The sequence below is a fragment of the Mycolicibacterium vulneris genome, assembly GCF_002104765.1.
In the GTDB taxonomy this organism is placed as follows: domain Bacteria; phylum Actinomycetota; class Actinomycetes; order Mycobacteriales; family Mycobacteriaceae; genus Mycobacterium; species Mycobacterium vulneris.
Genome location: NZ_NCXM01000034.1, coordinates 20,813 through 42,795, shown reverse-complemented (window position 1 = coordinate 42,795; position 21,983 = coordinate 20,813). Strand labels below are relative to the sequence as shown.

Here is a 21,983-nt window from a genome sequence, read left to right as displayed (position 1 = left end):
CTGAGATCACAGCCCGAATGGTCGGCGAGCCGCTAACGAGGCGAATTGAGGCGAGTTCGATATGGGAATCGACCAAGGGGTGGCGGGGGCCGCCACCAAACCGCGCACTCTGGCCGAAAAAGTTTGGGATGACCACGTTGTGGTATCCGGTGGTGCCAGCGAGCCGGACCTGATCTACATCGATCTGCATCTGGTGCACGAGGTCACCAGCCCGCAGGCTTTCGACGGCCTGCGCCTGGCCGGCCGGCCGGTGCGCCGCCCCGATTTGACGCTGGCCACTGAGGATCACAACGTTCCGACCACCGATATCGACAAGCCGATTGCCGACCCGGTGTCGCGAACCCAGGTCGAGACATTGCGGCGAAATTGTGCCGAATTCGGTGTGGGGCTATATCCAATGGGCGACGTCGAGCAGGGCATCGTGCACGTCGTCGGCCCGCAGCTAGGCCTCACTCAGCCCGGAATGACGGTCGTCTGTGGGGATAGTCACACGTCGACGCACGGCGCATTCGGCGCGCTGGCCATGGGAATTGGCACCTCGGAGGTCGAGCACGTGTTGGCCACCCAGACGTTGCCGCTGCGGCCGTTCAAGACGATGGCGGTCAATGTCGATGGGCAGCTGCCCGCCGGCGTGACGGCCAAGGACATCATTCTCGCGCTGATCGCCAAGATCGGTACGGGCGGCGGGCAGGGCCACGTCATCGAATATCGCGGCAGCGCCATCCAATCGCTGTCGATGGAAGGCCGGATGACGGTCTGCAATATGAGCATCGAGGCCGGTGCCCGGGCGGGAATGGTGGCTCCGGACGAAACCACGTTCGAGTTCCTGCGCGGCCGCCCGCACGCCCCGCAGGGGACGCAATGGGATGCGGCGATGAGCTATTGGCAGCAGCTGCACACCGACCCAGGGGCCGAATTCGACACCGAGGTCTACCTCGACGCCGCGTCGCTGAGCCCGTTTGTGACGTGGGGCACCAACCCCGGCCAGGGCGTTCCGCTGGCCGATGCGGTGCCGGATCCCGAGCTGATGACGGACGACGCGCAGCGCCAGGCGGCTGAGAAAGCGTTGGCATATATGGACCTTCGACCGGGCACGCCGATGCGTGACGTCGCCGTTGACACGGTGTTCGTGGGCTCTTGTACCAACGGTCGTATCGAAGATCTGCGCGTGGTCGCCGACGTGCTGCGTGGCCGCAAGGTCGCGCCCGGGGTGCGGATGCTGGTGGTGCCGGGCTCGATGCGGGTGCGCGCGCAGGCCGAAGCCGAAGGGCTGGGTGAGGTTTTCACGTCCGCCGGCGCCGAATGGCGCCAAGCGGGCTGCTCAATGTGTCTGGGGATGAATCCCGACCAGCTCGCGCCGGGGCAGCGGTGCGCCGCGACGTCCAACCGCAACTTCGAAGGACGCCAGGGTAAAGGCGGCCGCACGCATTTGGTGTCTCCGGCCGTTGCCGCGGCGACAGCCGTTCGCGGCACATTGTCTGCTCCAGCCGATTTGAGCTGACGTATTTCGACTGTTGAAGGGATGAGCATGGAAGCATTTCACACCCACACCGGTATCGGTGTGCCGCTGCGGCGCTCCAATGTCGACACGGATCAGATCATTCCGGCGGTGTATTTGAAGCGTGTCACCCGAACCGGTTTCGAGGACGGCTTGTTCGCCAGCTGGCGGTCGGATCCGTCATTCGTGCTCAACCTCAGCCCCTTTGACCGGGGGTCAGTGCTAGTCGCCGGTCCCGATTTCGGGACGGGGTCGTCGCGTGAGCATGCGGTGTGGGCACTGATGGACTACGGGTTCCGGGCGGTCATCTCGTCTCGATTCGGTGACATTTTCCGTGGCAACGCCGGCAAGGCGGGGCTGCTGGCGGCCGAAGTTTCTCAGGACGGTGTGGAGCTGCTCTGGAAGCTCATCGAGCAGAGCCCGGGCTTGGAAATCACTGTCAATCTTCAAGATCGAAATATCACCGCGGGAACGACGGTGCTGCCGTTCACGATTGACGACCACACCGCATGGCGACTACTCGAAGGCCTTGACGATATAGCCCTTACGCTGCGGAAACTCGATAAAATCGAGTCATTCGAAGCGGCGTATCCGGAGTGGAAACCGCGTACTCTGCCCACCTCTTGAGTAGTCGGTCGACGCCGATTTTCTGCTTGATCGGCTAACTAAACCGAGCCGATTTTCACCGCCCCCACCGGTCAAGGGCGGCAACCAGATTGCGAAATCGGCGGGCGCCTTGCCCTGAAATTGCGCGTGGCTCTTGGAAATTTGCTGGGTGAGGGTTTACCGTGTCCACTAGTCGGTTCAAATCGAGGACCACTAGCGTCGGAGGGATTGATGAATAAGGCAGAGCTCATTGATGTGCTCACAACTAAATTGAACACGGACCGTCGACAGGCGACCGCTGCGGTCGAGAATGTTGTCGACACCATTGTGCGTGCGGTACACAAGGGCGACAGCGTCACTATCACCGGCTTCGGTGTGTTCGAACAGCGGCGTCGCGCAGCGCGGGTGGCCCGCAACCCGCGGACCGGTGAGACCGTGAAGGTGAAGCCGACGTCCGTCCCGGCGTTCCGCCCCGGTGCTCAGTTCAAAGCGGTTGTGTCTGGCGCACAGCGCCTCCCGTCGGAAGGCCCAGCCGTCAAGCGCGGTGTGGTAGCGGGTGGTGCGGCTAAGAAGACAGCCGCGAAGAAGGCTCCCGCCAAGAAGGCTGCGGCCAAGAAGGCTCCCGCCAAGAAGGCGGCGGCCAAGAAGGCTCCGGCTCGCAAGGCCGCGACCAAGGCCCCGGCCAAGAAGGCCGCGACCAAGGCTCCGGTGCGCAAGGCGGCGACCAAGGCTCCGGCCAAGAAGGCTGCGGTCAAGAAGGCTCCGGCCAAGAAGGCCGTGACCAAGGCTCCGGCCAAGAAGGCTGCGAGCAAGGCTCCGGCCCGCAAGGCTCCCGCCAAGAAGACGACCGCGCGTCGCGGTCGCAAGTAAGCGGAGTCAAGTTCTAGACACGAATACCCTTCGGGCGGCAACGGTGCCCCCGAAGGGTATTCGTGCGCTTAGCGGCGGTCGCAAGCGCGGCGGAGCCGGGTGCAGCGGGCCGCCGCCATCGTGTTAGCGGCGGTCGCAAGCGCGGCGGAGCCGGGTGCAGCGGGCCGCCGCCATCACGCTAGGCCCGGACGTTGGCGGCCAGTGCACCACCGATGTGGTCGGCGGCCACCAATCGACCGTCGAACAGAGACAGCACCCAGGTGCTGCCCTTGTGGTTGCGCGACTTGTCGGGCCGCACGCCATCGCGTTCACACCACCACGCGATCAAGTCCGGAATCACCTTGCCCTGGGTGCAGACAACCGGTGTGCCTTGTTGCTCGGCGATTTCCAGCATTCGGTGGCGCCCGCGTTTCGCATTCTTGAGATAGGCCTCTTCGGTGAGGGCGGGCTCGTTGTGTATGGGTACGCCCAATTCGGCGGCAAGCGGTTCCACGGTCTGGTGACAGCGGACGCGGTCGGCCGCGTACACCTGTGACGCACCGAAGGCGAGGAGCTGCGGCACCAGCGCCTCGGCCTGTGCGCGGCCGCGCTTGTCCAGCGGCCGCATGGCATCATTGCCGGAGAAACGCGATTTGCGTCCAGCCGTGGCGTGCCGCACCACCAACAAGGTTTTCGTGGCGGCGGGTTTTCTATTGAAGTGGCGCAACACTTTTCGGTCTTGCGAGTAATCGAGCCTCTGCATTGCCTCGGCGAGCGGGAGCCAGAGCAACCGGTCCACCTCGTGGTTCGGCACGAATTCGCCGCCGATGGCGCGGGCCGCCCAGTAGTAAACCTTTTTGACGCCCTGGTCGATTGGATAGCTCACCAAGTCGAGCCGCCTGCCGAGGACTGCGTGCTGCCCCGTCTCCTCGCGCACCTCGCGCACGGCGGCCACCGGGGCCGTCTCGCCGGGGTCCACCTTGCCTTTGGGCAGTGACCAGTCGTCATACCGGGGACGGTGAATGACGGCGATCTCGACGTGGTGGTCGTCCGCGGCAGCATTGCCCGGTCGCCACAGCACCGCGCCGGCGGCATGGACGATTCGGCTTCCGGAGCGCCGAGCGGTGGACGAGTTCTGGGTCGGCACCTCAACTCCTGCAGATCAATTCACCTCAGAGCCGCACGCTTGACCACGGTCGGCCCGCAGAAACAACCGGAAGTCACCGCACAGAGCTAAGGACTGCGATGCCGCTCCATCAAGGATACTTGGTGGTCACGCACGGTATGGCCCTCTTGTGGCGATGGGGTCCACTGCCCGTCGGGCCCCAGTTCCCAGCACCGGGTCGACGGATCCAGTGCGGATTCGAACAATTCATCGAGCTGCGCGGTGAGCCTGGGGTCCTTGACCTGAGCCAGCACCTCCACGCGCCGATCGAGATTGCGGTGCATCATGTCCGCGCTGCCGATCCAGAACTCGTTGATGTTGCGGAAATGGATGATCCGCGAGTGCTCCAGGAAGCGGCCGAGAATGGAGCGGACGAAAATGTTTTCGGAGAAACCCTCGGCGCCCGGGCGCAGCGCGCAGATGCCGCGCACCACGACCTCGACCCGGACGCCCGCCTGCGACGCCCGATACAGCGCGTCGATCACCTGCTCGTCGACAAGCGCATTCATCTTCAGGCGGATGCGCCCGTTGCCGCGTTCGCGGTGCGCTTCGATCTCGCGTTCGACGCGTTCGATGATGCCGGCGCGAATTCCGTGCGGCGCCACCAGCAGATTGCGGTAGGAGACCTTACGCGAATAGCCGGTAAGCGAATTGAACAAATCGGTGAGGTCCGCGCCGATGTCGGGGTTCGCCGTCAGCAGGCCGACATCCTCATACAGGCGTGCGGTCTTGCTGTTGTAGTTGCCGGTTCCGATGTGGCAGTAGCGCCGGATCGCTGAACCCTCGCGGCGCACCACCAAGCAGGTCTTGCAGTGCGTCTTGAGACCGACGAGCCCGTAGACCACATGCACGCCCGCCTGCTCGAGTGCGCGCGCCCAACGGATGTTGGCCTGCTCGTCGAATCGCGCCTTGATCTCGACGAGTGCCACGGCCTGCTTTCCGGCCTCGGCCGCTTCGATCAGCGCCCGCACGATCGGCGAATCACCGGAGGTGCGGTACAGCGTTTGTTTGATCGCGAGCACGTTGGGGTCCGCGGCGGCCTGCTGGATGAAGCGCTGCACGCTGGTGGAGAAGGAGTCGTACGGGTGGTGCACCAAGACGTCGCCCTCGCGCAGCGTCGCGAAGATGCTCTTGGGAGATTCGCGGTCGGCGAAGGCGGGGTGGGTGTCCGGCACGAACGCCGGGTCCTTGAGCGCCGGCCGGTCCAGGCCGTAGATCTGCCACAGCGACGAAAGGTCGAGCAGGCCCGGCACTTCGATGACGTCACCGGGATGCACGTCGAGTTCGCGCAGCAGCAATTCCAGCATGCCTTCGGTCATGTCGTCGGCGATCTCGAGTCGCACCGGCGGGCCGAACCGCCGGCGCGCCAATTCCCGTTCCAGCGCCTGCAACAGATCCTCGTCGCGGTCTTCTTCGACCTCCATGTCGGCGTTGCGGGTGATGCGGAAAGCGTGATGCTCCACGATTTCCATGCCCGGGAACAGAAGAGGAAGGAAGGCGGCGATCAGCTCTTCCATGGGCAAGTACCGGACGACGGTCCGCCCCGAGCCGTCAGCGCTGTTGATGGCGGGGAGTTCGACGAAGCGATCGACGTTGTTGGGCACCTTGACTCGCGCGAAGTGCTGCCCGCCGTCCTCAGGCTGGCGCACCATGACCGCCAGGTTCAGGCTCAGCCCGCTGACGAACGGGAACGGGTGCGCGGGATCGACGGCCAGCGGTGTCAGGACGGGGAAGACCTGTTCGGTGAAATAGGACGACAATTCGTCGCGCTCGGCCTGATCGAGGTCGGCCCACGTCACGATGTGGATACCTTCCTCGGCGAGCGCCGGCCGCACCGAATCGAGGAACACCCGCGCATGCCGGGTCGCGATCCGCTGAGTCTGTTCCCCGATGAGGGCGAGCTGCTTGCGCGGCGTCAAACCGTCGGCGGAGCGAACCGACAGCCCCATCTCGTCCCGGCGCTTGAGGCCGGCGACGCGCACCATATAGAACTCGTCGAGATTGGAGGCGAAGATTGCCAGGAACTTGGCGCGTTCCAGCAGCGGCAACGAGTTGTCGTCGGCCAGCGCCAGCACGCGAGCGTTGAAGTCCAGCCAGCTCAGTTCGCGGTTGAGGTAACGATCGTCCGGCAGATCGGTCAGCGCGGCCTGGGTCGCAGCCGGTGGTGCCGCCACGGCCGAGTCGCCTGAACGCCACAAATTCTCGTCGGGTCGCGCCTCAGCTTCGATTTCAGTCACCCTGCGATCATTGCTCATCACGCGCGGATGCTGCTAGCGCTCGAGGGACATCCATTCGCCGTTGGGACGACGTTAACCCATCGGACAGATTTGTCCAGGGTGAGCGAAATCAGTGCGGTGCGATGGCCCGGGCGGTCGCAGCCCCCACCCCGAGGCGGCGGGCGGCGGCGAGGTCGGTGGGAGTGTCGACGTCGCACCGCAGGCCGGGCCAGGCGCCGGTGAGCTCGATCGCGCCCGAACTGCGGTGCCGCGCCGAGGAATCGGACCCGAACCGGGGGTCGAGCGGACTGCCGAACGCAAACAGGGCGGCGGTGCCCGTCGCCAGCCGGTCGGCGACGAAGCTACGCCGGTGCTGGCGCGCGGCGGCGATCGCCTCGTTCAGTTCCTGAGTCTGCAGCGCCGGTAAATCCCCTTGCAGCGCAACGACATTGGCGAATGATCTGCCCACCGCGCGCTCCGCGGTGGTGATGGCGTTGTTCAGCGGATCGGGGTGACCCTCGGGCGTCGGGTCGGCGAGCACGTCAGCGCCCAGCTCGGTGGCCGCGGCCGCCGCGGCGTCGTCGGGCGTGATCACGGTGATCGAGCCCAGCGATCGGACCCGTCCTGCGGCGGTCAGCGTGTCGATCAACATGGCGAGCACCACGCTTTCCCGGGTGCGCGCCGAGAAGACCGGCGCCAGCCTGGTCTTGGCCGCGGCCAACCTCTTGACGGCGATGATCAACGCCACGTCGCCAGCGCCGTTGGCCGGTATGCCGCTCATGAGATGTCATCCTGCCAGCGCCGCGCCGCGGATCGCTCGCGAGCCAGCGGGATCGCGCGGGACACGCTGACTCGCGTGACGCCCGGTCCGTCGCTGATCTAGGGTGTAGCGGCTGCGCGTGCCGCGTGAGCAACACCGACCACGGACAGGGGGTGGTACATGACCAACGCATCATCGGGTGCCGTCGCGGTCATGGGTGCCGGGGCGTGGGGAACGGCGTTGGCCAAGGTGCTGGTCGAAGCCGGGGGACCGGAGGCCAGGGTCATGCTGTGGACCCGCAGGCCCGAGCTCGCCGAGCAGATCAATTCCACCCGGTGCAACCCCGACTACCTGCCCGGCACGGAGTTGCCGCCGGGCATCCGCGCCACCGCCGACGCCGCCGAAGCGCTGCGCGACGCCTCGACGGTGTTGCTGGGCGTGCCGGCGCAGACGATGCGCGGCAACCTCGAGCGCTGGGCGCCGCTGATTCGCCAGGGCGCGACCCTGGTCAGCCTGGCCAAGGGCATTGAGCTGGGCACGCTGATGCGGATGAGCCAGGTCATCGTCTCGGTCACCGGCGTCGACCCGTCCCAGGTCGCGGTGATCTCGGGGCCGAACCTGGCCAGCGAGATCGCCGCATCCCAGCCCGCCGCTACCGTCATCGCGTGCAGCGACTCGGGCCGGGCGGTCGCCCTGCAGCGCATGCTGAACAGCGGATACTTCCGCCCGTACACCAACAGCGACGTGGTCGGCACCGAGATCGGCGGGGCCTGCAAGAACGTCATCGCCCTCGCGTGCGGGATGGCCGTCGGCGTCGGGCTAGGCGAGAACACCACGGCGGCGATCATCACCCGCGGCCTGGCCGAGATCATGCGGCTGGGCATTGCGCTCGGCGCCAAGGGCGCGACGCTGGCCGGGCTGGCCGGCGTGGGCGACCTGGTGGCGACCTGCAGCTCACCGCGTTCGCGCAACCGCTCCCTGGGCGAACGGCTCGGCCGGGGAGCGACCATCCAGTCGCTGCTGGGGGGCACTCCCGACGGCGGTGACGGGCACGTCGTCGAGGGCGTGACCTCGTGCGAGTCGGTGCTGGCGCTGGCCGCCAGTTACGACGTCGAGATGCCCCTCACCGACGCCGTGCACCGCGTGTGCCACAAAGGGCTGTCGGTCGACGAGGCGATGGCCCTGCTCCTGGGCCGCAGCACCAAGCCCGAATAACCGACGCCGAAGTTGGAAAGGCCAGGCAAACGCCCGCCACCCGACCGGTTCGGCTGCCACCCGGTAGCCTCTTGAGATTGTGAATGCCAGCGAGCGGTCGACGCCGCACCCCAGCGCTCGGGGTGGCGATCGGGTACGCGTCGCCGTCGTTTTCGGCGGGCGCAGCAACGAACACGCCATCTCGTGCGTCTCGGCGGGCAGCATTCTGCGCAACCTGGACCCGGAGCGGTTCGACGTGGTCGCGATCGGCATCACCCCGCAAGGTTCGTGGGTGCTCACCGACGGCGACCCCGCCGCGCTGGCGATCACCAACCGCCAACTGCCCGAGGTGACCGCCGAATCAGGCACCGAATTGGCGCTGCCGGCCGATCCCCGGCGCAGCGGCCAGCTGGTGTCGCTGGTACAGGGCGCCAGTGAGGTGCTGGCGTCGGTCGACGTGGTCTTTCCGGTGCTGCACGGTCCCTACGGCGAGGACGGCACCATTCAGGGTCTGCTGGAACTCGCCGGTGTGCCGTATGTGGGGGCCGGCGTGCTGGCCAGCGCCGCCGGCATGGACAAGGAGTTCACCAAGAAGCTTTTCACCGCCGAAGGATTGCCGGTCGGCGACTACGCGGTGCTGCGCCCGTCGCGTTCCAGGCTGCGCCCCGAGGAGTGCGAGCGGCTGGGTCTGCCGGTGTTCGTCAAACCCGCGCGGGGCGGCTCCTCGATCGGTGTGAGCCGGGTATCGAGCTGGGATCAGCTCGACGGCGCGGTCGCCGCAGCCCGCCGCCACGACCCCAAAGTTATTGTCGAGGCGGCGATCGTCGGCCGTGAGCTGGAATGCGGTGTGCTCGAAATGCCAGACGGCACAGTCGAAGCCAGCACGCTGGGCGAGATCCGGGTGGCCGGGGTGCGCGGTCGCGAGGATTCGTTCTACGACTTCTCCACCAAATACCTCGACGACGCGGCCGAATTGGATGTGCCCGCCAAGGTGGACGACGAAATCGCCGACACCGTACGCCGATTGGCGGTCCGGGCGTTCCGGGCCATCGACTGCCAGGGGCTGGCCCGGGTGGACTTCTTCCTCACCGAAGACGGCCCGGTGCTCAACGAGATCAACACCATGCCGGGATTCACCACGATCTCGATGTACCCGCGGATGTGGGCGGCCAGCGGCGTGGATTACGCGACCCTGCTGGCGACGATGGTCGAGACCGCGCGGGCCCGCGGCGTCGGCCTGCGCTAGTGGCGATCGCAAGCGCGGCGCAGCCGGGCGCGGCGGGTCGCCACCATTGGAGCTAGTGGCGATCGCAAGCGCGGCGTAGCCGGGCGCGGCGGGTCGCCACCATTGGAGCTAGTGGCGATCGCAAGCGCGGCGCAGCCGGGCGCGGCGGGTCGCCACCATTGGAGCTAGTGGCGATCGCAAGCGCGGCGTAGCCGGGCGCGGCGGGTCGCCACCATTGGAGCTAGTGGCGATCGCAAGCGCGGCGTAGCCGGGCGCGGCGGGTCGCCACCTGTACCCAGCGCTGCTAACGCGGCTGGCCCGGGTCGATGGGTGCCGCCGGGATGCTGTGGTCGATCACCTCGGATAGCCGCTGGATCGGCGTCGGGCCCGACCCGGTCGGCAGCGTGAGCGCCACATAGGTTCCGCGGTCCACCGCGTACCAGGTGGATCTGCCCGCGTCCCCGGCGGACTGCTGTTCGGCACGCACCTGGAACCACTGCACCCGGTCGACGACCTGGATCGGGGAGCCGAGGACGAACTCGGCCGGGCGGTCCAGCCCGCAGCGCAGCACCACCGGGTCACTGTCCGGTCCGCTGCGCCAGGCGGCGGCGCCCCGGGGGGCCGGCTGCTCGAGGGGTGCGCGCTGGTAATCCCCGAGCCGCTGCGGCAGCGCGCCCATCAGCGCCCGGCACGCGGAGCCGTCGGCCTGCGGCGCCGGGACCGCGGGAACGGCCACCGAACGCGGGGGTGCCTCGCGGGTGGCCGCGATGCCCAGGATCACGCCGATCGTCGCGACGGCCAGCGCGATCGCGGCGATGATCAGCGCGCGCGGCGGCCCGGCATCGGCGTCCGATTCGGCTGCCACCGCCCGTACCTCCTTGTCCCGCTAACCACTATCGCCTTCGTTTACCCGGGTGCCAATTTATTCTCGGGCCGAAACGGGTCCGCGTAGCCCCCGGGTTCGAGCCCTATCGTGGGTGGCGTGCAAGACGAATCGGGCGAGTCGCTGCAGCAACTCGGTGAGTTCGCCGTGATCGATCGCCTGGTGCGGGGTCGCGAGCAGCCCGCCGCGGTCGAGCTCGGGCCGGGGGACGATGCAGCGGTGGTGTCGTCGCGTGACGGCCGCGTCCTGGTGTCGACCGACATGCTGGTGCAGGATCGGCACTTCCGGCTGGACTGGTCGACGCCGCACGACATCGGGCGCAAGGCGATCGCGCAGAACGCCGCGGATATCGAGGCGATGGGCGGGCGGCCGACGGCCTTCGTGGTCGCGTTCGGCGCGCCCGGGGACACGCCCGCGGCGAAGGTGGACGCCCTGGTCGACGGGATGTGGGACGAGGCGCGGCGGATCGGTGCCGGGATCGCCGGCGGTGACCTGGTCCACTGCCCGCAGTGGGTCATCTCGGTCACGGTGCTGGGCGACCCGGAGGGGCGTGCGCCGGTGCGGCGCTCGGGCGCGAAGCCGGGTGGGCTGATCGCCGTTGCCGGGGAGCTGGGCCGCTCGGCCGCGGGATTCGACCTGTGGGGCAACGGCATTGACGGCTTCGATGAGCTGCGGCGCCGGCATGCGGTGCCGCGGCCGCCCTACGGTCAGGGAGCGGTGGCCGCGGCCGGCGGCGCGCAGGCGATGATCGACATCTCCGACGGCCTGATCGCCGACCTGCGTCATGTCGCCGAGGCGTCGGGGGTGGGCATGGATCTGTCCACGGCGGCGCTGGCAGGGGACCGCGACGCGCTTTCCGCCGCCGCGGCCGCTGTCGGCGCCGATCCCTGGCATTGGGTGCTGGGCGGTGGGGAGGACCACGCGCTGGTGGCGTGTTTCGCCGGTCCGGCGCCGGCCGGATGGCGCATCATCGGGCGGGTGCTCCACGGGCCGGCCCGGGTGCTGGTCGACGATCAGGAGTGGAGCGGCTACGCCGGCTGGCAGTCGTATTAGGGTGACGCGGTGACCGTTTACGCGATCGCGAAGAGCCGATGATGACCGCGCGTCCGTTGGGTGAACTGGTCGAGCCTGGCTGGGCGAGTGCGCTGAAGCCGGTGTCCGACCAGGTGGCCGAGATGGGGCAATTCCTGCGGGCCGAGATCGCGGCCGGGCGCAGGTATCTGCCGGCGGGGCCGAATGTGTTGCGCGCCTTCACCTATCCCTTCGACGATGTGAGGGTGTTGATTGTCGGGCAGGACCCGTATCCGACGCCCGGACACGCTGTGGGGCTGAGCTTTTCGGTGGCGCCCGAGGTGCGGCCGCTGCCGCGCAGTCTGGCCAACATCTTTCAGGAGTACACCGCGGACCTGGGCCATCCGCCACCCTCGTGCGGTGACCTGACACCCTGGGCGCAGCGCGGCGTGCTGCTGCTGAACAGGGTGCTGACGGTGCGCCCCAGTAATCCCGCCTCGCACCGCGGCAAGGGGTGGGAGGCGGTGACCGAATGCGCCATCCGGGCGCTGACGGAGCGGTCGCGTCCGCTGGTGGCGATCCTGTGGGGTCGCGACGCATCGACACTCAAACCGATTCTCGCCCAAGGAAATTGCGTAGCCATCGAGTCGCCGCATCCGTCACCGCTGTCGGCGTCGCGCGGGTTCTTCGGTTCGCGCCCGTTCAGCCGCGCCAACGACCTGCTGGCCGGGATGGGCGCCGACCCGATCGATTGGCTTCTGCCGTGAGCGAGATGACCGCGCTGCGGGCGCACCGGCGGGGTGGCCCGGAGCAGCTGGTGCTCGAACGGGCGCCGATCCCGGTGCCGGCAGCGGGCGAGGTCTTGGTGGCCGTGCACGCGGCCGGGATCACCTTCGACGAGCTGACGTGGGACGAGACCTGGATCCGCGACGGGGCCAGCCGCATCCCGGTGATCCCGTCACACGAGGTGTCGGGCGTCGTCAAGGCGGTTGCCGCCGACGTCACGGATTTCGAGCCCGGCGCCGAGGTGTACGGGTTGATCGGATTCGACCGCGACGGTGCCGCGGCCGATTTCGTCGCGGTACCCGCGGCCGACCTGGCCACCAAGCCGTCGACGGTGTCGCACGCCGTCGCCGCCGCGCTGCCGCTGGCCGGCCTGACCGCCCTGCAGGCGTTGGTCGACCACGCCGCGGTGCAACCGGGAGAGACCGTCCTGGTGACCGGAGGCGCCGGGGGAGTGGGGCTGTTGACGGTTCAGTTGGCCGCGATGCTGGGCGCCCGGGTCACCGCGACCGTGCGCAGCGACACCGCCAATCTCCTGCGCGGGTGCGGCGCGCAGCGCGTGATCGACGTGCGCACCGAGGCATTCGACGAACCCGGCGCCGGTTACGACGCCGTCATCGACACGGTCGGCGGCCAGACGCTGGAGCGGTTGTTCGGCGTGCTGCGCCGCGGCGGGCGGTTGGTCACCTTGCCGGCGCCGCCTCCGGCCGGCAGGGCCGACGAGTTCGGCTTCACCGCAACCTTCTTCATCGTCACGCCGAATCGCGATCAGCTCGACGAACTCGCCGCGCTGGTGGACAGCGACCGGCTGCACGTCGCGATCGCCCAGACGTTCGGCCTCGACGACGGCCGGGAAGCGTATGAAAGCCGCGACATCGGCACGCGCGCCGGCAAGACGGTCCTCATCGTGCGGGACTGACAGCCGCCCCATAGTCGGGCGGCAAGTGGCGTCATGAGTCCGCGAAATTGACGTCCTTCGTGACGGCCTTCCACTCCTCGATCGACGCCGACATCGCAGTGATCTTGTCCCGCATGGCCTTCAGCACGTCACGGCCCAGCAGCAGCCGCAGTGGCGGCTCGTCGAGCGTGGTCACCATGAGCACCGCGTCGGCCACCTTCTTCGGGTCGCCGGGCAGGTGATCGGCGAACTGCTTGATCAGGTCCTTGCGCGCGGCGACGTCGGCGTAGTCGGAGATCGGGCGCCCGGATTCCTTCATCGACCGCGTCGCCCAGTCGGTGCGGAACGCGCCCGGCTCGATCGCGGTCACCTTGATGCCCAGCGGGCGCACCTCGGCGGCCAGCGCCTCGGTCACCGCCTCCAGCGCGAACTTGGTCGACGAGTAGTAGGCGTTGGGCGGGTTGGCCACCAGACCGGTCATCGAGGAGATGTTGATGATGTGCCCCGACCCGCGGGCGCGCATCGCCGGCAGCACCGCCTTGATCATATCGACGGCACCGAAGTAGTTGACGTCGAACAGCTTTCGGACCTCGGCGTCCTCGCCCTCTTCGACCGAGGACAGGTAGCCGTGGCCGGCGTTGTTGACCAGGATGTCGATTCCGCCGAACGCCTCGTCGGCCACCGACACGGCCGCGGTGATCTGGGCGGCGTCGGTCACGTCGAGGGCCACCGCCACGGCCCGATCCCCGAACTCGTCGGCGATGTCCTGCACCGCCTCGGCCCGCCGCGCGGTCACCACCACGCTGTGGCCGGCTTGCAGCGCGGCGCGCGCGATCTCGCGACCGAAGCCGGTGGAGCATCCCGTGATCAGCCAGCGCGCCATCGTCAGATCGTCCCTTCCGGCAGGCGGCGCAGATAGGCTTCGCGACGCTCGGCCAGTTCCGTTGCCCGCTGTTGCTGGTCGACCCGAGGCAGGTGCGGCACCTCGGCGTCGAGCCGGTCCAGCTTGATCACCCGCCCGCGCGCCCCAAGGTTTTCCAGCGGACCGCCCTCGCCGAACTCCGCCATGCGGAGCGTCAAAATGGCCTCCCGCAGTCCGTCGGAGTCGATCCAGTTCGCCACGCCGGGATCGACGGGTGAGATCACATAGGTGTACGAGCCGTCCTCGTTGGGCACCGACTGCGCCTTGTTGAGGCTGCCGGAGCGGTCGACGAGATCGAGCGTGGTGCCCCAGATGTTGCTCAGCGGCACCGTGAAGTACTCGGCGCCACCGTCGTTCAGGTCGACGACGAACGCCTCGTCGGGGGCGAGGTCGAACCGGCCCATGACGTAGACCTGGTTGCGCATCGCGCCGACCTTGTCGGCCGACCAGGCCAGGTTGAAGTGGTTGGCCGGCATTTTGTAGACGCCGTGGCTGAGCTTGCCGGTGAAGTTCGCGAAGTAGTCCATCATCGCCGCGGTGGCCTCGGCCTGCTCATCGAGTGTGCGCGCCGGAGTTGCCGGCGGGCCGCCAAGCCGTTGCACCTCAATATGATTGGGGTCGTCGCGGCCCCAGTCCAGCAGCACGTCGCGGATGTAGAACTCGTGGGCTTCCGCCGTGGTCTGCACGTGGTTGGGCCGGCCGTTGGCAGGGTTGGCGTCGACCGTGATGGTGTAGCCGCCGTCGGAGTCGACGAGCATCGTGCGGCCGTTGAGCACGGCGACGGTGCCCATGTGCGCGTCCCACAGCGTAAAGTAGTTCTCGGTCATCCGGTGTTCGCCGACCCTGCCGTGGATCTCATAGCGCTCGTCGCCCGAGATCGGGATCACCCGGTACACGCTGTCGGGATTGTCGATGCCCCAACGTGATCCGGGGATGCGGCGCCCGTCCACCGGGTGCGCGAGCCGGGTGATGCAGCTGACCTTCGGCCGCAGCTTGTCCTGATTGGACGACCACATCGCCGCCGAGAACATCACCTCGGCGAACGCGTCGTCGAACCGTTCGCGCATCGCGTCCGACGCCTTGGCCCGGCCCAGCCAGGTCTCGGCGACGCTTCGGTAGGCGGCCTTGACGGTGGGGTGCTCGATCAGGTCGAGGGCCGCCAGCTCCTGTTCGTGCTGGGAAGCCGTCGCGACCGGGTCATCACGCATGCGCTGTTCCTCCGATGTGCTGTCCAAAACGCTTGCTGTACAACGTGAACCGCTCGGCGACCTGCTCGGGACGTAGTCCGTAGTTCTCCAGCCCGTAGGGCGGGCGCGGCAGCTCCCGGGGGCGGTGCGCCAGCCAGCGCCGCATCGCCTCCTCGGCGTCTGCCGTCAGCGCCAGCTTGATGGCGTCGTAGACGCGGGCCACCTGACCGATCGGGTCGGCCACCGCCTCGTCGAATCCGACGTCGGTGACCACGGCACCCTCATCGGTCCAGCCGGCGCGGGTCGTCATCGCCCGATCATTGGTCCAGCCCATCCGCTGCAGCCATTGCGCACCGACCCGGTCCGCGTCGACGATATCGGCGTGCATCGCGTGCAGGGTCGCGTTGAGGCTGGCCCCCGAGGCGATCGTGGTACGCGGGTCACGATGCATGTGCACGATGTGCAGGTCGGGAAACTGCGCCCGCAGGAGATCCAGGTACCCAAGGTGTGCAGGCGATTTGAGCACCCAGCGCCGGCCCTGCACACCGCGCTGACGTTTCTGCCACTGCAGGAACTGCAGCATGCGGTGCAGATAGTCGTAGGCGGGGGAGAAGTCCTGCTCGTCGAGCCAGGACCGGTAATTGGGCAGGTGCGCGCCCGATTCCGGGACGTGCGACAGGAACGCATCGGCCAGAAAGACGATTTCCTCCTCGGCCTCCCGCGCGTACATCGGGTGGATGGAGAACAATTCGGGCGCCAGTTCGCGTGACTTCGCTTCGCGCGCTTCGCTGATCGCGATCCGTGGATCGGCGGCCTCGGTGAACCGATGGTCCAGCCGCGGCGCGGCCTCGACGACTTCCCAGCCGTACGCGCAGACGAAGCGCGGATCGGCGGCCAGCAGCCGCTGCAGCAGCGTGGTGCCGCTGCGCATCATCCCGACGACGACGACCGGCGCGGCCACCCGCTCGTCGAGGATCTCCGGATGCCGGCGGATCCACTCCTGCGTGCGCAGCCGCATCCTCAGGCTGTGCACGAGGCCCGAGCGCAGGATGTGCACGCCGATGGCGTTGAGGTCGGCGCGGGCATAGTCGGCCAGCAACACGGCCAGCGGGCCCTCGAATTCGCCGGGGCCCCAATCGGTGAGGCCTTCCTTGCGTTGCGCATCGGCCAGCACGGCGGCCGGGTCGAACGGGCCGTCGGACGCGCTCGCGCATGCCACGGGTCAGAACTTCAGATGCTGGCTGACGTCGCCGACCTGGTCGACGAACATGGTGCGGCTGTCGAAGCGCCAGGCTCCGTCCACGCGGTGAAACGTGTCCTTGTAATGCCCGGTCACGATGACCTGCAGCGGCAGCTCCGGGGTGGCCTGCGTGACGCAGTAATACGAGGTGCTCCGCGCGGTCCCGGCCCCCTCGTCGATGTAGAGCTGCACGTTGGTCGTGTTGTGTTTGGTCTTCGGGGTGCCGTCTTCGTAGATCCGGGTGGCCATGTCATACATCTCCCGCACCCGGGTGGAACCCGCGAACACCGTCTCTGGTGGGCCGTCCTCCACCCCACAGATGCGGCCGTGCTCGAAGAGCCGGGCCACGCCGTCCAGGTCGCCGCCGTCGAGAAGCTGCGCATAGGTGTAGATGAGGTTGGTGATCTCGGTGGCGCTGTCACTCATTGTCCAACCGCCTCGGGAGTCTTCCGCTCTGTTCCGCAACAATGTTGGCAGAACCGGTCCAACTTACATAGAACCGACCATTACTCTTGATCGCCGTGACCTTACCGTGGACGCCGAGCCGGCTGGGCAACCTCACCGGCAAACGCGTGATCGTGACCGGAGCGACCAACGGCGTCGGGCTCGGCACCGCGCGTGCGCTCGCCAAAGCCGGTGCGCACGTGATCCTGGCCGTCCGCAACACCCAACTCGGCGAGCAACGCGCGACGGAAATCGGCGGTTCGACCGCCGTGGTCAAGCTCGACCTCGCCGACCTGTCGTCGGTGCGCGCGTTCGCGGGCCTGATCGACGAGCCGGTGGACATCCTGATCAACAACGCGGGGGCCCTGACCGACCGGCGCACCGAGACCGTCGACGGCTTCGAGATGACGCTGGGCACCAACCTGCTCGGGCCCTTCGCCCTGACCAATCTGCTACTGGGAAGGGTGCGCTCGCAGATCATCAACGTCGGCTCCGACGCGCACCGGTCGGCGACGCTGCGGCTCGACGACTTGCACCTGCGTCAGCACAAGTGGACGCGGCTGGGCGCGTACGCGCAGTCGAAGCTCGCGGTCATGCTGTGGGGGCTGGAGCTGGATCGCAGGCTGCGCGCGGCCGGATCGCCGATCGTCACGCAGCTCACCCACCCGGGCTGGGTTGCCTCCAACTTGTCGAACCTGGGCGACTCGCCGCTGATGTCGCTGGCCCACAAGGGGGTCAAGGCGGTGGCCGACCGGTTGGCCAACGACATCGACGAAGGTGCGGCGCCCACGCTCTACTGCATCAGCGAGCCGATTCCGCCGGGCAGCTACGTCGGGGTCAGCGGCAGGTTCGGGCTGCGCGGCGGGCCGGTGCTCATCGGCCGCACGGCGCTGGCGTGCGATTACGACACCGCCGGGCGCTTGGTGGCCTTCGCCGAGCGCGAGACCGGCACGACACTGGAGGTGTAGTCATGGGTGAATTCGACAACACGGTTGCCGTGATCACCGGCGCCGCGCGTGGCCAGGGCCGCAGCCACGCCGTGGCGTTGGCCGAGCAGGGCGCCGACATCATCGCCGTCGACATCTGCGCCGATCTCGAGGCGATCCCGTACTCGTTGGGAACCAAGGCCGATCTCGAGGAGACCGTACGGCTGGTCGAAGCCGCCGGGCGCAAGGCCGTGCCCGTCGTCGCCGACGTCCGCGACCTGGCACAGCTGGAGGCCGGGGTGCAGGGCGCGATCGACGCCATCGGAGAGGTGGACATCGTCATCGCCAACGCGGGGGTGGTCGCGATCGGTGACACCGACGCCCATTCCGAGCCGGTGTTCAACTCGATCGTGGACACGAATCTCAAGGGGGTCTGGCACACGCTGCTCGCGACGGTGCCGTCGATCATCCGCAAGGGCCGGGGCGGCTCGATCGTGATGATCAGCTCGTCGCAGGGTCTGACCGGGCGGGGCGGCGACGGCAGTTCCGCGATGTTCGCCTACGCCGCTTCCAAGCACGGCGTCGTGGGTTTGATGCGTTCGGCCGCCAATGCGTATGCGCCGCACAAGATCCGGGTCAACTCTATCCACCCGGCCGGTGTCATGACGCCGATGATCCTCAACGACTTCGTCGTGAACCGGATGCTGGAGAACCCGAATCCTGCCGTCTCCCAGATGCTGCTGCCGGACGTGCCGCTGGTCGAACCGCAGGACGTGACCGAGGCGGTGCTGTGGCTGGCCGGCCCGAAAGCACGTTATGTGACGGGCGTGTCGGTGCCCGTCGACGCCGGGCACATCGTGATGTAGCTGCGGCGACCCGCTGCGCCCGGCTACGCCGCGCTTGCGATCGCCCCTAGCCCGATGGCGGCGACCCGCTGCGCCCGGCTACGCCGCGCTTGCGATCGCCCCTAGCCGCGGACGACCTTGCCGGCCTTGATGCAGGACGTGCAGACGTTCAAGCGCTGCTTGTTGCCGCCCGGACGGGTGACGACGTGCACGGTCTGGACGTTGGGGTCCCACCGGCGGCTGGTGCGGCGGTGGGAGTGCGACACCGACTTACCGAAGCCGGGGCCTTTCCCGCAGATGTCGCACACAGCGGCCATTGTTCAAGCTCCTCAAATCTCGGGGGTCCGGCAATCTGGCCGGGACAGCCCAGGTTCGCCCGGGCTCGACCAGAATACCGACTGTGGTGGCAACCACCAAAACGGTCACCACCGGCTGACCCTGCGATTACGGGGCGTCAGCGGGTCGACTGTGTGCTGGCACCCCTCTTGCCGTCGACATGGAGTCGATCACAGTTGCCGGTCGCATCGGGGTTGCTCGGGCAAACCGCCGCTAGGATGGCGTCGCCGCCGATGGTCGGTGTTGTCCCGCGTCAGGCGTGGACGGCGCGCCGGCCGTGGCTGAAGTTTTCTTCCCGGTGGTGCCGGCCCGCGCGGAGCTGCGGATGAGGCTGGGAAGCAATATCGGCAGGCTTTGAGGGGAGTGCGCGGAGTGGTTGCGCGCGCCGAAAACACCGCTGGTTCCGCCCGTGTCGAAAACCGACGCGGCTGTCCGGCGGGCGTACGACGGTTGTTATCGCGGTTGCGACGGGTCGCGGCGGCTTATCTGGTGGTGGCGGCGCTGGGCAGCGTCGCCATCGGTAGCACCTCGGGTATCAGCGCGACCGGTATGGCCGGGCCGGGCCCGAAGGCGTCATGGGCCGGCCAAGCCGGTGCCACTGCGTTGTGGTGGCAGCCCGTCAGCCTTCCTGCCGCGGTGCACGAGGATGCCGCCGTGCAAAGCCCGATTCAGCTGTCGCAGGTGGGTTTCGACGGTCGGGGAGCGTGGCCGGAGGGACCGGATGCGATCCGGGGCTACCTGGAAGAGGCGCTGACGCGGATAGGCATTACCGACGCGCCGGCCCGCGGCCATTGGATCGAGGGGATGATGACCATCGCCGATCACGAGGCTCAGTTCCACTCGGGTGCCATCAACCTGTCGGACAGCAACGCCTACGGGCCTTCCCAGCTGGACGGAGGCCCGCTGCACGCGACCCGGGGCCCGTGGCAGCTGATGCCCGATACCTTCGCGGCTTTTCACCAGGCGGGGACATCGAACTCGGCATGGGATCCGGTGGCCGCCGCGTGCGCGTCGATCAACTATCAGATGAGGCGTTACGGGGTGAGCCGCGACGGCAGCAATCAGCGCATGCTCGTGGGGCAGGCCAATCCCGGTATCAGACAGGGCTATTAAGCCCGCCCACGGTTTATCCTTGCGAAGGTGAATGGCGTCGAGGACCACCTCGATCAGATGGATCCGATGCTCGCTGCTCAGGCTTTCGCAACGTCGCCGAGCAACTGAACGCAGCGGCTCCATCGCACGGCTACGCTGGCGCCCACCCCGGATTTGGTGCTGAGGAGGTGGGTCACCCTGGGCACTGCTGACGAGTCGCACGATCGTCTCCTGGACGCGGTCACCCTGCGCGACTGGGCGCACACCGCCGTCAGCGACCTGATCACGCACATCGACGAGATCAACCGGCTGAATGTCTTCCCCGTCGCCGACTCCGACACCGGCGCCAACATGCTGTTCACCATGCGTTCGGCCCTGGCCGAGGCCAAGGTGGGCGCCGGCGCCGAGGGCGGCTCGACCTGCGTGGCGCGGGCCGCGGCGGCGCTGTCGACCGGCGCGCTGAACGGCGCGCGCGGCAACTCCGGGGTGATCCTGTCGCAGATACTGCGCGGCATCGCCGACGCCACCGCGACGGCCGCGGCCGTCGCCGGGGGCGAACTGGCCCACATCGACGTCGTCGTCCTCGCTGCGGCGCTGCAACGCGGCGTGGAGCTGGTGATCAGCTCGATGGGCGGTGAGGAGGTCCCCGGGACCATCGTGTCGGTGCTGCGGGCGGCCGCCGGTGCGGTTGCGCAGTGCGGCAAGGCCGGGGACGGGCTGGTGCCGGCGGTCATCGCCGCCGGTGACGCGGCGGTGGTGGCGCTGGAAAAGACCCCCGAACAGCTCGACGTGCTGGCCGACGCGGGCGCCGTGGACGCCGGCGGGCGCGGTCTGCTGGTCCTGCTGGACGCGTTGCGGTCCACCATCACCGGGCAAGCGCCGGCCCGCACGGTGTACGAGCTGTCGCCGCGAGCGCCGAAGCCGGAGGCGGCCGCGCAGCGCCCGGCGCCCCAGTTCGAGGTGATGTACCGGCTGGACGGCTGCGAGCCCCCGGCGGCGGACACGCTGCGCGACCGGCTGGGTGAGCTGGGTGATTCGGTGGGCATCGCCTCGGCGCCGTCGTCGGCGCAGCGGACCTATTCGGTCCACGTGCACACCGACGACGCCGGCGCCGCGGTGGAGGCGGGGCTGGCGGCCGGGCGGCTCAGCCGGATCGTCATCTCGGCGCTGAGCTCCGGCATCCCCGGCCTGCCCACCGGTGGCTGGACGCGGGAGCGCGCCGTGCTCGCCGTGGTCGACGGCGACGGCGCGGCCGACCTGTTCGCCGGCGAGGGCGCCTGCGTGCTGCAGCGCGACCCGGCCGGGCACGATCCCGTCACCAACATCAGCGCGCACCAGCTGATGCGGGCGGTCGTCGACACCGGCGCCGCCCAGGTGATGGTGCTGCCCAACGGCTATGTCGCGGCCGAGGAGCTGGTGGCCGGCTGCACCGCGGCCATCGGCTGGGGGATCGACGTGGTGCCGATCCCGAGCGGGTCGATGGTGCAGGGGCTGGCCGCGCTGGCCGTGCACGAAAGCGATCGGCAGGCGGTGGACGACGGCTACACCATGGCCCGTGCCGCCGGCGCGGCACGGCACGGCTCGGTTCGCATCGCCACCGAAAGCGCGTTGACCTGGGCGGGGCGCTGCCGCCCCGGCGACGGCCTGGGCATCGCGGGCGACGAGGTGCTGATCGTGGCCGCCGACGTGGTCGGGGCGGCGATCGGCCTGCTCGATCTCCTGCTGGCCTCCGGCGGCGACCTGGTGACGGTGCTGCTGGGCGCCGGCATCGACACCGACGGTGACGCCGGCGCCGTCGGCGACATCTTGGAAGAACACATGCACGACCACCACCCCGGAACCGAACTGGTCACCTACCGCACCGGCCACCACGGTGACGCGCTGCTGATCGGGGTCGAGTAGC

The 21,983-nt window shown here is 68.4% G+C and carries 21 protein-coding genes; 12 read left to right on the top strand and 9 right to left on the bottom strand.

All coding sequences use genetic code 11. From position 1 onward, the window contains the following. Nucleotides 1–61 precede the first annotated feature (61 nt). The 3 genes from leuC to B8W69_RS25230 all read left to right on the top strand — a co-directional run bounded on the left by leuC (nt 62) and on the right by B8W69_RS25230 (nt 2,974). The gene (leuC, locus tag B8W69_RS25240; RefSeq protein WP_085292438.1) at nt 62–1,501 is read left to right on the top strand and encodes a 3-isopropylmalate dehydratase large subunit; all 1,440 of its coding nucleotides are present in this window, start codon (nt 62–64) and stop codon (nt 1,499–1,501) included. A gap of 27 nt (nt 1,502–1,528) precedes the next feature. After that, nucleotides 1,529–2,125, top strand: coding sequence for a 3-isopropylmalate dehydratase small subunit (gene leuD / locus B8W69_RS25235; RefSeq protein ID WP_085292437.1), 597 nt, complete (start codon nt 1,529–1,531; stop codon nt 2,123–2,125). Nucleotides 2,126–2,335: 210 nt separating this feature from the next. Next, complete coding sequence (locus B8W69_RS25230) at nt 2,336–2,974, top strand: HU family DNA-binding protein (protein ID WP_085292436.1); 639 nt, start codon at nt 2,336–2,338, stop codon at nt 2,972–2,974. A gap of 178 nt (nt 2,975–3,152) precedes the next feature. On the opposite strand, the gene mutT1 is transcribed toward B8W69_RS25230, so the two are convergent. The 3 genes from mutT1 to cofC form a co-directional block, all read right to left on the bottom strand. Continuing rightward, complete coding sequence (gene mutT1, locus B8W69_RS25225) at nt 3,153–4,100, bottom strand: 8-oxo-(d)GTP phosphatase MutT1 (RefSeq protein WP_085292435.1); 948 nt, start codon at nt 4,098–4,100, stop codon at nt 3,153–3,155. Between the two features lie 86 nt (nt 4,101–4,186). Then, nucleotides 4,187–6,376, bottom strand: coding sequence for an RNA degradosome polyphosphate kinase (locus B8W69_RS25220; protein WP_085292434.1), 2,190 nt, complete (start codon nt 6,374–6,376; stop codon nt 4,187–4,189). A gap of 88 nt (nt 6,377–6,464) precedes the next feature. Then, the gene (gene cofC, locus B8W69_RS25215) at nt 6,465–7,115 is read right to left on the bottom strand and encodes a 2-phospho-L-lactate guanylyltransferase (RefSeq protein WP_085292433.1); all 651 of its coding nucleotides are present in this window, start codon (nt 7,113–7,115) and stop codon (nt 6,465–6,467) included. Nucleotides 7,116–7,274: 159 nt separating this feature from the next. Between cofC and B8W69_RS25210 the strand changes: the two genes are divergently transcribed. Both B8W69_RS25210 and B8W69_RS25205 read left to right on the top strand, forming a co-directional pair. Then, nucleotides 7,275–8,309, top strand: a complete 1,035-nt coding sequence (locus tag B8W69_RS25210; RefSeq protein WP_085292432.1) for an NAD(P)H-dependent glycerol-3-phosphate dehydrogenase — start codon at nt 7,275–7,277, stop codon at nt 8,307–8,309. Between the two features lie 79 nt (nt 8,310–8,388). Next, on the top strand, nt 8,389–9,534 hold the full coding sequence (locus B8W69_RS25205; RefSeq protein WP_085292431.1) for a D-alanine--D-alanine ligase family protein: 1,146 nt from the start codon (nt 8,389–8,391) through the stop codon (nt 9,532–9,534). A gap of 283 nt (nt 9,535–9,817) precedes the next feature. Here B8W69_RS25205 and B8W69_RS25190 read toward each other — a convergent pair whose 3' ends face one another. After that, the gene (locus tag B8W69_RS25190) at nt 9,818–10,378 is read right to left on the bottom strand and encodes a DUF3515 domain-containing protein (RefSeq protein WP_085292430.1); all 561 of its coding nucleotides are present in this window, start codon (nt 10,376–10,378) and stop codon (nt 9,818–9,820) included. A gap of 117 nt (nt 10,379–10,495) precedes the next feature. Here B8W69_RS25190 and B8W69_RS25185 point away from each other — a divergent pair, with 117 nt between their 5' ends. The 3 genes from B8W69_RS25185 to B8W69_RS25175 are packed head-to-tail and all read left to right on the top strand — an operon-like array spanning nt 10,496 to nt 13,109. After that, entirely contained in the window at nt 10,496–11,449 is a 954-nt protein-coding gene (locus B8W69_RS25185) for a thiamine-phosphate kinase (protein ID WP_439330641.1), read from the top strand. A 41-nt stretch (nt 11,450–11,490) separates the two neighbouring features. Further along, nucleotides 11,491–12,174: a uracil-DNA glycosylase gene (locus tag B8W69_RS25180; RefSeq protein WP_085292461.1), complete on the top strand. Its 684-nt coding sequence runs from the start codon at nt 11,491–11,493 to the stop codon at nt 12,172–12,174. Between the two features lie 5 nt (nt 12,175–12,179). Further along, nucleotides 12,180–13,109 (top strand): NADP-dependent oxidoreductase, encoded by a 930-nt coding sequence (locus B8W69_RS25175; RefSeq protein WP_085292462.1) that lies wholly within the window; start codon nt 12,180–12,182, stop codon nt 13,107–13,109. A 31-nt stretch (nt 13,110–13,140) separates the two neighbouring features. Here the strand turns inward: B8W69_RS25175 and B8W69_RS25170 are convergent, their stop codons facing one another. The 4 genes from B8W69_RS25170 to B8W69_RS25155 are packed head-to-tail and all read right to left on the bottom strand — an operon-like array spanning nt 13,141 to nt 16,863. Continuing rightward, nucleotides 13,141–13,971: an oxidoreductase gene (locus tag B8W69_RS25170; protein WP_085292428.1), complete on the bottom strand. Its 831-nt coding sequence runs from the start codon at nt 13,969–13,971 to the stop codon at nt 13,141–13,143. A 2-nt stretch (nt 13,972–13,973) separates the two neighbouring features. Continuing rightward, nucleotides 13,974–15,218: a hypothetical protein gene (locus tag B8W69_RS25165; protein WP_085292427.1), complete on the bottom strand. Its 1,245-nt coding sequence runs from the start codon at nt 15,216–15,218 to the stop codon at nt 13,974–13,976. Further along, a complete protein-coding gene (locus tag B8W69_RS25160; RefSeq protein ID WP_085292426.1) occupies nt 15,211–16,416 on the bottom strand; it encodes a sulfotransferase family protein in 1,206 nt (401 codons plus the stop codon). The genes B8W69_RS25165 and B8W69_RS25160 overlap by 8 nt, the downstream gene beginning before the upstream one ends. A gap of 3 nt (nt 16,417–16,419) precedes the next feature. Beyond that, nucleotides 16,420–16,863: a nuclear transport factor 2 family protein gene (locus B8W69_RS25155; protein ID WP_085292425.1), complete on the bottom strand. Its 444-nt coding sequence runs from the start codon at nt 16,861–16,863 to the stop codon at nt 16,420–16,422. Nucleotides 16,864–16,958: 95 nt separating this feature from the next. Here B8W69_RS25155 and B8W69_RS25150 point away from each other — a divergent pair, with 95 nt between their 5' ends. After that, the gene (locus B8W69_RS25150) at nt 16,959–17,849 is read left to right on the top strand and encodes an SDR family NAD(P)-dependent oxidoreductase (RefSeq protein ID WP_085292460.1); all 891 of its coding nucleotides are present in this window, start codon (nt 16,959–16,961) and stop codon (nt 17,847–17,849) included. Nucleotides 17,850–17,851: 2 nt separating this feature from the next. Continuing rightward, nucleotides 17,852–18,673: a mycofactocin-coupled SDR family oxidoreductase gene (locus tag B8W69_RS25145; protein WP_085292424.1), complete on the top strand. Its 822-nt coding sequence runs from the start codon at nt 17,852–17,854 to the stop codon at nt 18,671–18,673. A 101-nt stretch (nt 18,674–18,774) separates the two neighbouring features. Here B8W69_RS25145 and rpmB read toward each other — a convergent pair whose 3' ends face one another. Further along, nucleotides 18,775–18,969, bottom strand: a complete 195-nt coding sequence (gene rpmB / locus B8W69_RS25140; protein WP_046185726.1) for a 50S ribosomal protein L28 — start codon at nt 18,967–18,969, stop codon at nt 18,775–18,777. A 469-nt stretch (nt 18,970–19,438) separates the two neighbouring features. Between rpmB and B8W69_RS25135 the strand changes: the two genes are divergently transcribed. Beyond that, complete coding sequence (locus B8W69_RS25135; RefSeq protein WP_342744716.1) at nt 19,439–20,101, top strand: hypothetical protein; 663 nt, start codon at nt 19,439–19,441, stop codon at nt 20,099–20,101. Between the two features lie 177 nt (nt 20,102–20,278). Then, a complete protein-coding gene (locus tag B8W69_RS25130; protein ID WP_085292458.1) occupies nt 20,279–21,982 on the top strand; it encodes a fatty acid kinase ATP-binding subunit FakA in 1,704 nt (567 codons plus the stop codon). The last annotated feature ends 1 nt before the right edge of the window (nt 21,983 follow it).

Excerpts from the sequence above, each read along its gene's own strand:
- leuC (WP_085292438.1), top strand. The coding sequence starts at position 62 with ATGGGAATCGACCAAGGGGTGGCGGGGGCCGCCACCAAACCGCGCACT.
- leuD (WP_085292437.1), top strand. The coding sequence starts at position 1,529 with ATGGAAGCATTTCACACCCACACCGGTATCGGTGTGCCGCTGCGGCGC.
- B8W69_RS25230 (WP_085292436.1), top strand. The coding sequence starts at position 2,336 with ATGAATAAGGCAGAGCTCATTGATGTGCTCACAACTAAATTGAACACG.
- cofC (WP_085292433.1), bottom strand. The coding sequence starts at position 7,115 with ATGAGCGGCATACCGGCCAACGGCGCTGGCGACGTGGCGTTGATCATC.
- B8W69_RS25210 (WP_085292432.1), top strand. The coding sequence starts at position 7,275 with ATGACCAACGCATCATCGGGTGCCGTCGCGGTCATGGGTGCCGGGGCG.
- B8W69_RS25180 (WP_085292461.1), top strand. The coding sequence starts at position 11,491 with ATGACCGCGCGTCCGTTGGGTGAACTGGTCGAGCCTGGCTGGGCGAGT.
- B8W69_RS25175 (WP_085292462.1), top strand. The coding sequence starts at position 12,180 with ATGACCGCGCTGCGGGCGCACCGGCGGGGTGGCCCGGAGCAGCTGGTG.
- B8W69_RS25170 (WP_085292428.1), bottom strand. The coding sequence starts at position 13,971 with ATGGCGCGCTGGCTGATCACGGGATGCTCCACCGGCTTCGGTCGCGAG.
- B8W69_RS25165 (WP_085292427.1), bottom strand. The coding sequence starts at position 15,218 with ATGCGTGATGACCCGGTCGCGACGGCTTCCCAGCACGAACAGGAGCTG.
- B8W69_RS25155 (WP_085292425.1), bottom strand. The coding sequence starts at position 16,863 with ATGAGTGACAGCGCCACCGAGATCACCAACCTCATCTACACCTATGCG.
- B8W69_RS25145 (WP_085292424.1), top strand. The coding sequence starts at position 17,852 with ATGGGTGAATTCGACAACACGGTTGCCGTGATCACCGGCGCCGCGCGT.
- rpmB (WP_046185726.1), bottom strand. The coding sequence starts at position 18,969 with ATGGCCGCTGTGTGCGACATCTGCGGGAAAGGCCCCGGCTTCGGTAAG.